The 8,582-nt window shown below is 72.0% G+C and carries 8 protein-coding genes and 1 pseudogene; 4 read left to right on the forward strand and 5 right to left on the reverse strand.

The genetic code is table 11. The annotated features are described in order from the left end of the window. Positions 1-163: 163 nt before the first annotated feature. Complete coding sequence (locus ACFC1F_RS41680) at positions 164-646, reverse strand: hypothetical protein (protein ID WP_376166838.1); 483 nt, start codon at positions 644-646, stop codon at positions 164-166. Positions 647-1,067: 421 nt separating this feature from the next. On the opposite strand from ACFC1F_RS41680, the gene ACFC1F_RS41685 reads away from it, so the two are divergent. Next, complete coding sequence (locus tag ACFC1F_RS41685; RefSeq protein ID WP_376166840.1) at positions 1,068-1,487, forward strand: hypothetical protein; 420 nt, start codon at positions 1,068-1,070, stop codon at positions 1,485-1,487. Next, entirely contained in the window at positions 1,484-2,569 is a 1,086-nt protein-coding gene (locus ACFC1F_RS41690) for a polyprenyl synthetase family protein (protein ID WP_376166842.1), read from the forward strand. The genes ACFC1F_RS41685 and ACFC1F_RS41690 overlap by 4 nt, the downstream gene beginning before the upstream one ends. 149 nt (positions 2,570-2,718) lie before the next feature. Here ACFC1F_RS41690 and ACFC1F_RS41695 read toward each other — a convergent pair whose 3' ends face one another. Then, on the reverse strand, positions 2,719-4,311 hold the full coding sequence (locus tag ACFC1F_RS41695; RefSeq protein WP_376166844.1) for a PQQ-binding-like beta-propeller repeat protein: 1,593 nt from the start codon (positions 4,309-4,311) through the stop codon (positions 2,719-2,721). A gap of 156 nt (positions 4,312-4,467) precedes the next feature. Here ACFC1F_RS41695 and ACFC1F_RS41700 point away from each other — a divergent pair, with 156 nt between their 5' ends. Next, positions 4,468-5,124, forward strand: coding sequence for an NADPH-dependent F420 reductase (locus ACFC1F_RS41700; RefSeq protein WP_376166846.1), 657 nt, complete (start codon positions 4,468-4,470; stop codon positions 5,122-5,124). 15 nt (positions 5,125-5,139) lie between these two features. Here ACFC1F_RS41700 and ACFC1F_RS41705 read toward each other — a convergent pair whose 3' ends face one another. Then, positions 5,140-6,363, reverse strand: coding sequence for an RNA-guided endonuclease InsQ/TnpB family protein (locus tag ACFC1F_RS41705; protein WP_376166852.1), 1,224 nt, complete (start codon positions 6,361-6,363; stop codon positions 5,140-5,142). 25 nt (positions 6,364-6,388) lie between these two features. Between ACFC1F_RS41705 and tnpA the strand changes: the two genes are divergently transcribed. Beyond that, positions 6,389-6,805 carry an IS200/IS605 family transposase gene (gene tnpA, locus ACFC1F_RS41710; RefSeq protein WP_376166848.1) on the forward strand — a complete coding sequence of 139 codons (417 nt, stop codon included), beginning with the start codon at positions 6,389-6,391 and terminating at the stop codon, positions 6,803-6,805. A gap of 32 nt (positions 6,806-6,837) precedes the next feature. Here tnpA and ACFC1F_RS41715 read toward each other — a convergent pair whose 3' ends face one another. Both ACFC1F_RS41715 and ACFC1F_RS41720 read right to left on the reverse strand, forming a co-directional pair. Next, positions 6,838-7,800, reverse strand: a complete 963-nt coding sequence (locus ACFC1F_RS41715) for a transposase (protein WP_376166850.1) — start codon at positions 7,798-7,800, stop codon at positions 6,838-6,840. A gap of 176 nt (positions 7,801-7,976) precedes the next feature. Next, positions 7,977-8,582 (reverse strand): annotated as a pseudogene (locus ACFC1F_RS41720) (hypothetical protein); the annotation flags it as partial.

Consider the following 8,582-nt stretch of genomic DNA (forward strand, 5'->3'; position numbering starts at 1 on the left):
CCCCGACAACTACACTTTGGAGGTCGCCGGCAGCGACAGATGTGTAAAAGCGCCACCCGCAGGACGCCAACAGGGCCCGCCACGCCGCATCGCGCGTGGCGGGCCCTGTCCGGTCTCCGGCCGTTCCGCCCGGGTCGCCCCGGCGGGTCCCGTTCCCGCCCGGTCAGCCGCGCAGGGCCGCGGGCACCGCCGCGCAGAGCGCGGCCGCGAGGGTCACGCCGACGCAGACGGCGGCCCAGCGGGCACAGATCCGGCGGCACTCGCTGCGGTAGCGGGCCGCCAGCTGTTGGCACCGCTCCACGGCCCGGTCGACCACGTCCTCGGCGTAGCGCAGGCGGTCCGCCGCGTAGGCCTGTTCGAGGCCCTCCCGCTCGCCGGGCGAGAGCCAGGGGAACCGGTCGGCGAAGGCCCGGGCGTCCCGTTCGGCGGCCGACACCTCGGCCTCCCAGGCGAGATAGCCCTCCAGGCGGGCGATCTCCAGCTTGGCGTCCACCCGGCCCCTCGCCCGGCCGTCGAGCCGCCCGGCCTTGTCTACGGCCCGCCCGGCTCCGCCGTCCGCCCGGCCGCCCACCCGGGCCCGCGCCGCTCCGGCGCCCTTGCCCGACCGGGCGCCCCGTGCCCTCGGCGGGCGCTGTCTGCCACCCATGACCGCTCCTTGTCCAGCACCCGGGCACCGCGGCGAGCAGCACTGCGGCAGCGGCGCGCACCTGTCGAGATCGGCCGGCCGGACCCGCCCAGGGGGCCCGCAGCGCAACCACGCAACTACTATCAGTGACCACCCGGGAAGCATGGGCCGACTCGCCGGACCGCGGCCTCCGGAACGGCTCCGACCTGCGGGAACGAGGCACCGGCCACCCCGGGGCGCGGCGCGCGCGAGCGGCTCGGCGCACTGCCCGGACAGGGGGCGCCCGCCGAGCGGAAGGCGCCCCGCCGGAGCGGTGACACCCTGCAAGATCGTCGGCACGCTCCGCGCACGAGCCTGTACGATCGGCGACCGAGGCGGCGCTCTGCCCGGCCGCCGGCCCGACCTGCCCCGGTCCCCCGGGGCGCGAACCAGGAGGTCAGCCATGCCCGACGCCGGTCGGTTCAGCGAGTTGGGCGAGCAGGGCTCGCAGGCCGTCATGGAGGCGGCCGCGGTGCTGGAGCGGGAGCTGGCCGCCGGGCTGGCCGACGCCAAGGCGACCGGCGACCGGCTCACCGGCGAACACCGGGTCGATCCGGAGGAGTTCGGCCGCCTGGTGCAGCGGGTGTCGGAGAACACCCACCAGCTGATCGACGCCGTCAGTGACCGGCTGCTCGGCAACACCGGCGGCGAGGCCGCGGACCACACCCGGCGGCTCGCCGCCAACGCGCACGACGTCATCGACCTGCTGCTCAACCTGAGCACCCTCGCCCCCGGCTTCGCCAACCGGTCGATGCAGGAAACCTTCGGCCCGCGGCAGAGCCCGGCCGAGCACCCCGACGGGGCCGAAGGCCACCAGGGGTGACGGCCCCGGCGCCACCGCTCCCCGGCGGGGAAGAGCTGGTCGAACGGGTCCTGGCCCGGTACCGGGAGCGGACGGTGACGGCGCTGCTGCGCCACATCCCCGAGCAGAGCCCGCCGTACCTGTACGAGCTGGCCGCCGACTACCCGGCCCGGCCGTGCAAGGGGCTGCGGTCCGCGCTCTGCCTGGCCACCTGCGCCGCGTTCGGCGGCCGCCCGCAGCGCGCGCTCAACCCGGCGGTGACGGTCGAGCTGTTCCACAACGCGTTCCTGATCCACGACGACATCCAGGACGGCAGCGAGCTGCGCCGCGGCGAGCCCACGCTCTCCGCCGCCTACGGGGTCGAGGTCGCGCTGAACGTCGGCAACGCGACCAACCTGCTCGGGCTGCAGCGGCTGATGGCCAACCGGCGGGAGCTGGGCGGCGAGCTGGCCTGGCGGTTGTTCGAGGAGACCGAGCTGATGTGCCGCCAGTCGCTGGAGGGCCAGGCGATGGAGATCGCCTGGATCCGCGACAACGCCTGCACGCTGGCGCCCGCCGACTACTACCGGATGTGCCTCAAGAAGACGTCCTGGTACACCTTCCTCTACCCCTGCCGGACCGGCCTGCTGGTCGCCGAGGGCGCGGACACCGACGCCTCCCGGCTGGACCGGTTCGGCTGGTACCTCGGTGCGGCCTACCAGATCCAGGACGACGTGCTCAACCTGGTCGGCACCCTGGCCGACTACGGCAAGGAGATCGCCGGAGACCTCTGGGAGGGCAAGCGCACCCTGATGCTGATCCACCTGCTGGAGCGCTGCACCCCCGCCGAACGCACCCGCGCCGAGCACTACCTGCACGGGACCCGGGCGCAGCGCGGCCCCGGCGCAGCGGAGGACGTCCGCTGGCTGCTCGACCGGATGTCGGCGTACGACTGCGTGGAGAGCGCCCGGGAGGCCGCCGCCGGGCTGGTCGCCGCCGCCGACCGGGAGATCGCCGAGGTGCTGGCGGCCGCTCCCCCGCCGGACGTTCCGTCCGGGGAGGCCGCCGAGGCCCGGGACTTCCTGCTCGCCCTGCCCGCCTTCGTGGTGGCCCGGGCGAGCTGACCTCCGGTCCGAGTACCCCGGCCGGCACGGGATCTGAGTATCCGTCCGCTGATCCGCGTGGCGCAGGGCGGTGAGGAGAGGGGCGTGCCCGAGGCCCGCTTCCCGGCGCCGCCCGGAGCGGTGGCGTGCGCCGACGGTCTCGTGCGGGGTCAGGCGAAGGCCGAGGGACGTCCGAGGGCGACCAGGTGGTGGTCCTTGGTGCCGACGTAGATCCGGCCCTTGTCGGTGGCCGGGACGGAGAACTTGCTGACCGTGCCGAGCGGGAAGGAGCGGCGCAGCCTGAGTGTGCCGCCCACCGGCACCGGGTCGTAGGCGCGCAGTTCGCCGCCCTCGCCGTACTGGCCGGTGCCGGACCAGATGACCCAGACCAGGGCGGAGCCGGACCGGGTGCCGTCGGAGGTGACGACGGGTGAGCCGGACATCTTGAGGAAGTCCTCGGCACTGGTGCCCGCGCTGGTCAGCTGCGGGGTGCCGGAGGCGGTGACGGAGTACTTGAGGGCGCGCAGTTTGCCGAAGTTCTCGACGGTGTAGACGTAGCCGCCGTCGCCGCCCCAGACCGCCGGGTGGCCCCAGACCCCGCCGTGGGGACCGGTGATGCCGACGGCCTTGTCGGTGCCGCCGGGGCCCTGGCCCATGCCGCCGAGGTCGTCGCGGTCGAGCAGGAAGATCCGGCCGTCCTTGCCGACCTGGACGAGCAGCCGGGAGTGGGCGGGGGTGCCGAAGACGTCGGCGGGGAGGGCGACCGGGCCGCCGGAGCCGAGGTCGGTGTCCTTCTTGTCGAGGGTGGCGTTGTTGGTGGGGCTGAAGAAGTCCTTCGGGGTGAAGGTGCCGTCGCCGTTGACGGCGAAGCGGATCACCGATTCGCCGAGTCCGCCGGGCGGCTTGTTGCCGGGGCCCTGGGCGGGTGAGGCGCCGGCGCCCTGGCCGTTGGCGGTGGCGAGGATGATCCGGCCGGGGCCGTCCGAGACGAGGCCGCTGCCGGCCATCCAGATGGAGGCCCGCTGGGTGTCGGAACCGGCCACCGTGGACCAGAGGGTGAGTTTGCGGGTCGCGGTGTCGAGGCCGGCCAGGGTGCCGATGTAGTCGCCGATGCCGCAGAGCGAGCCGAAGCCGAAGTAGAGGTGGCCGTCGAGGAGCAGCAGCCCGGGGCGCTGGAGCGAGCGGTAGGCGTTGAACGGCTTTCCGGGGGCGTTGACCGGGTCGCCCTGGACGGTGACCGGCCAGCCGCTGCGCTCGGCGCCGCTCCGGGCGTCGACGGCGTGCACGTAGTAGTGCGGGTGCTTGTCGTCGGGGCCGTCGTTGACCTTGCTGGTGAGGTAGACGGTGCCGTCGGCCGGGTCGTACACCGGGGTGGAGGTGGTGCCGACGTTGGGACCGGGGTCGGAGCAGCCGATGGCGGCGGAGGGCCAGGCAGGGCCGTTCTCCCGGTGCCAGGTGATCTTCCCGGTGTTGGCGTTGATCCCGTAGACGTGGTTGGTCTCGGTGGCGACGACCACGGTCGGGCCGATGACCAGCGGCTGAGCGAAGACCTGGCCGTCGAGGGCGGTGGAGAAGCGGACGCCGAAGTCGGACTTGGCGACCTCGTCGGGCCCGAGTCCGGGTTCGTTGCGGTCCCAGGCGGTGCGCTCGGTGGTGACGGAGACGGTGGTGACGTCGGCGCGGGCGGTGGCTGCCGGGGCCAGCAGGGCGAGGCCCGTGAGCAGGGCTGCGGCCCGGGCGGGGCGTCTGTTGGTTCGGTTCATGGCGCCCATGGTTCGGTGGCGGGGTCGGGGCCACCAGCGGGGTGGTCCACTCGGCCGTCGGCCGTTCGACGCGTTCCGCCCTCCGGCGGGGGCCTGTTGATCTATGGTCGTCGCGGCACGCGCCACCGGGCGCGCGACGGGAGAGGCGGACGAACAGTGCGATTCGCAGTCATCGGCACAGGCATGGTCGGGCAGACGCTCGCGGACAAACTGGTGGCGCTGGGCCACGAGGTGATGCTGGGTTCCCGGACCAAGGACAACGAGAAGGCCGTCGCCTGGGCGGAGCAGGCCGGCCCGAACGGGCACCACGGCACCTTCGCGGACGCCGCCGGGTTCGGGGAGGTGGTGCTGAACGCGACCTCCGGGACGGTCTCGCTGGCGGCCCTTCGGGCGGCGGGCGCCGATCGGCTGGCCGGGAAGGTCCTCGTGGACGTCTCCAACCCGCTGGTCTTCTCGGCGGAGGGCGAGCTCAGCCTGAACCCGGTGAACACCGACAGCGTGGGCGAGCAGATCCAGCGGGAGTTCCCGCAGGCCCGGGTGGTGAAGGCGCTGAACACGCTGTCCGCGCCGGTGATGGTCGACCCGGGCCGGGTGCCGGGCGAGCACAACCTGTTCGTGGCCGGGGACGACGCCGGTGCGAAGGCCGAAGTGGTGTCCCTGCTGCAGGAGTTCGGCTGGCCGGCCGGGTCGGTGATCGACCTCGGGGGGATCGCCTCCGCCCGGGGCATGGAGATGCTGATGCCGTTCTGGATCCAGCTGATGCGCGCCTTCGGCACGACCGACTTCAACTACTCCTTCAAGCGCGCCGATTGACTTCCGCTCCCCGGCCTAGAGGCCGGGGATTCCTACCACGGTGATCGGACCGTCTCGGCGGGTTCCTGCTTCATCGCGCTGCGCCGGGACGAGTCCCGGTCTTACCCGCGCTCCACAGGCTGAGACCGCAAGTCCTGCGGCCTTGGCGACGTTGACCGCCGCGTTCACGTCCCGGTCAAGGACGGCCCCGCAGGCTCCGCAGGTCCATTCGCGGACGTGCAGGGGCTTGGGGCCGTCCTTGACACCGCACTGCGAGCACACCTGAGAGGTCGGCTCGAACCGGCCGATCCGCAGGAAGGTCCGGCCCATCCTGGCGGCCTTGTACTCCAGCATCGTGACGAACGCCGACCACCCGGCGTCGTGCACCGACTTGGCAATGCGCGTACGGGCGAGTCCCCTGACCGCCAGGCCTTCCACGGCCACCGCTTGGTTCTCGCGGATCAGCTTTGTGGAGAGCTGGTGGTGGAACTCGCGCCGCGCGTCGGCCACACTGGCGTGCTGCCGGGCGACCTTGATACGGGCCTTGTCACGGTTCTTCGACCCCTTGGCCTTGCGGCTCAGGGACCGCTGTGCGCGCTTGAGGTTCTTCTCGGCGCGGCGCAGGAACTTCGGGCTGTCGATCTTCGTCCCGTCGGAAAGGATCGCGAAGTGTGTCAGCCCAAGGTCGATCCCCACCGCCCCGACCGTCTCCGGCAACAGGGCGGCTGCCGGATCGGTGTCCACCACGAAGCTCGCGAAGTACCGGCCCGCCGCGTCCTTGACCACGGTCACCGATGACGGGACCGACGGCAGCGAACGGGACCACTTCACCCGCACGTCGCCGATCTTCGGCAACGACAGGTCACCACCCGGCGTGATCCTCCACCGGGCGTTCGCCGTGAACCGCACTGCATGCCGACTGTCCCTGCGCGACTTGAGGCGGGGCGCGCCCATGCGGGGGCGCCTGCCCTTCAAGCCGTCAAAGAAGTTGCGGTACGCGGTATCCAGGTCCCGCAACGACTGTTGCAGCACCACGGCCGAGACCTCTCCGAGCCAGGCACGCTCCGGGGTCAGCTTCGCCTCGGTGATCAGCGCCCTGGACAGGGCGCCGGTCTTCGGGAACGGCAGCCCCTCGGCCCGGGCGGTCTCACGTGCCCGGAGGGCATCGTTGTAGACCACCCGCGCACACCCGAACGCCCTTGCCAGCGCTGAACACTGAGGCCCATTCGGGTACAGGCGGAAGCTGTACCGAAGCTGCACGGTGGTCACCGTCCCATGTTGGTTTATGGCTGACTATCAGAACATCCGTACTGGCAGGCACTGCACTTTCGTCCTTCACGCCCACTTGGTATTCGTGACGAAGTATCGCCACGAGGTGTTTGCCGACCGGCACCTGACTCGCCTAGACGAGATCATGCGGAGCGTCTGCGAGGACTTCGAGGTCGAGCTGACCGAATTCGACGGCGCGGGCAACCACGTCCATCTGCTGGTCAATTTCCCGCCGAAGGTCGCCCTGTCCAAGCTGGTCAACAGCCTCAAGGGCGTCAGCTCCCGCCGGCTGCGTCAGGAGTACCCTGAACTGGTCAAGCACTACTGGCGGGCACAGCGCCTGTGGTCCGGATCGTACTTCGCCGGGTCCGTCGGCGGGGCAGCGGCAAGCGCGCTCCGCCAGTACATCGAGCAGCAGTACCGCCCGGCTTAGCTTGACTCTGTCGGTGATCTTGATAGTCGAGGTCAGGTGCCGAGGGTGCGCCAGGACTTCGACCGGGGAATCGCCTGCTGGTCGAGGAAGGTCTGAAAGGCGGTCGGCGGTCTCGGTGAGGGAGCCTTCTCGGCCTCTGACCGGCCGCTGAGTCGCTCGATGTTCACGACGATGGCCGTGAGTACGTGTTGCAGGTGGGCTTTCGGCTGTCCTCGGTAGCGGCAGCGGCGCATGCCGTGTCCGTGGGCGAACTCGTTGATGGTGCCCTCCACGCCGGAGCGGACCGCGTAGCGGGCCTTCCACTCGGGCGTCTGCTGCTCGGTCCGGACACGGACTTGCAGGTCGCGGAGCTCTCGCGGGGGAAAGCCCACGTTCCGGGCACTCTCGCGGGAGCTGGTGCACCGGGCACGGTCCGGACACGGCTGGCACTGGCTCTTGGTGAACCGCGCCACGATCAGTGGTGCCGCGGTGGGCGAGGAGGTCGGGTAGGGGCCATGCCAGCCGGCGCCGACCTGGCCGTTCGGGCAGGTGACCTGCCGCCGGTCGAAGTCGATGTGGAAGTCGTCCCGGTCGAAGCCTTCGTTCCGGCGGTGTTGGCGGGTGGGGTTGCCGGGCAGAGGCCCGCTGACATTGACCTGGTGCTCGCGCGTGGCTCGTTCCAGGTGGACCAGAGAGGTGTAGCCGCCATCGACCAGGTGCTCGGCGGGCAGCAGTCCACGGCGGGCCAGGCGGGTGTGGATGCCGGGCAGGGCCTGGGCGTCGTTGGTGGCGGCCGAGGTCGTGGCCACGTCCGTGATCACGTTGACGCTGTCGGAGGCGCACGTTTCGGTGAGATGAGCGGCGAAGCCCTTCCAGCGGATGATGTGCCCGTGACGGACATAGCGCGCCGTGGTGTCGTAGGGAGAGACAATCGCCGAGGAGGAGGGCGGCAGGCCGCCGTCATCGGCGGTGCGCCAGTGCAGGCGGCCTGCGGTGGCGCGGTAGTAGTTCTGCACCAAGACCTGCCGCAGGGCCTCGGCCTGCGGGCCGGGTTGGTAGCCCGATCCGTGCCGGTGGAGGTGCTCCAGCAGGCGACAGGCGTCGTCGCCGACGGCGAGGATTCGGGCCTTGGGCGCAACGCCCCCGCCCCTCCGTCGGTCCGGTGGAGGGGCGGGGGCGTTCGGCGTCGTGCCTACCGGCGGCCGGTGGAGGCGGGGACGCGCGCGACGGGCTCGTCCTCGACCGGTTCGGGGGCGTCGCCGCCCCGGGCCGGGCCCGGGAGCACGGCGCGGCCCGTCCGGGCGGCCTCGGCGAGCGCCAGCTGCCGGTCGGCCGCGGCCTGGATGGCGTCCTTGTCTCCGATCTCGGCGTCCGGCAGCGCGTCCGGCAGCAGGTCCTCGATCAGCCGCAGCGGCCGGTAGGCGAGGCCGAGCAGGCCCCAGAGCGCCAGCACCGCGCCGACCACGACGAGCAGCAGGCCGGCGCCGCGGCCCGGTCCGGTGCCGAGGACCATCCCGACCGAGTCGGCGAGCGCGCCGCCGGGGCGCATCAGCGGCTCGAAGACGTGGTCGGAGAGCGGGCCGGCGGTGAGGAAGCCGAGCGGCATCATCGACATCGCCAGCATCTGGTTGGTGGCCAGTACGCGGCCCTGGAGCTCCATCCCGACCTTGGTCTGGATCAGCGCCATCCAGTGTGAGTTGAGGATCATCAGCGCCGCCCAGAGGACGAAGAGCCCGCAGGCGGTGAGGGCGGCCTGCGGGCGGCTGCCGGTCACGATCGCGGCCAGGCCGACCACCTG

The sequence above is a fragment of the Kitasatospora sp. NPDC056181 genome, from assembly GCF_042266225.1.
Lineage (GTDB): Bacteria > Actinomycetota > Actinomycetes > Streptomycetales > Streptomycetaceae > Kitasatospora.

What these genes read in the sequence shown, in the direction of transcription:
- ACFC1F_RS41685 (WP_376166840.1), top strand. Translation starts at nt 1,068, where the DNA reads ATGCCCGACGCCGGTCGGTTCAGCGAGTTGGGCGAGCAGGGCTCGCAG.
- ACFC1F_RS41695 (WP_376166844.1), bottom strand. Translation starts at nt 4,311, where the DNA reads ATGAACCGAACCAACAGACGCCCCGCCCGGGCCGCAGCCCTGCTCACG.
- tnpA (WP_376166848.1), top strand. Translation starts at nt 6,389, where the DNA reads ATGGCTGACTATCAGAACATCCGTACTGGCAGGCACTGCACTTTCGTC.
- ACFC1F_RS41680 (WP_376166838.1), bottom strand. Translation starts at nt 646, where the DNA reads ATGGGTGGCAGACAGCGCCCGCCGAGGGCACGGGGCGCCCGGTCGGGC.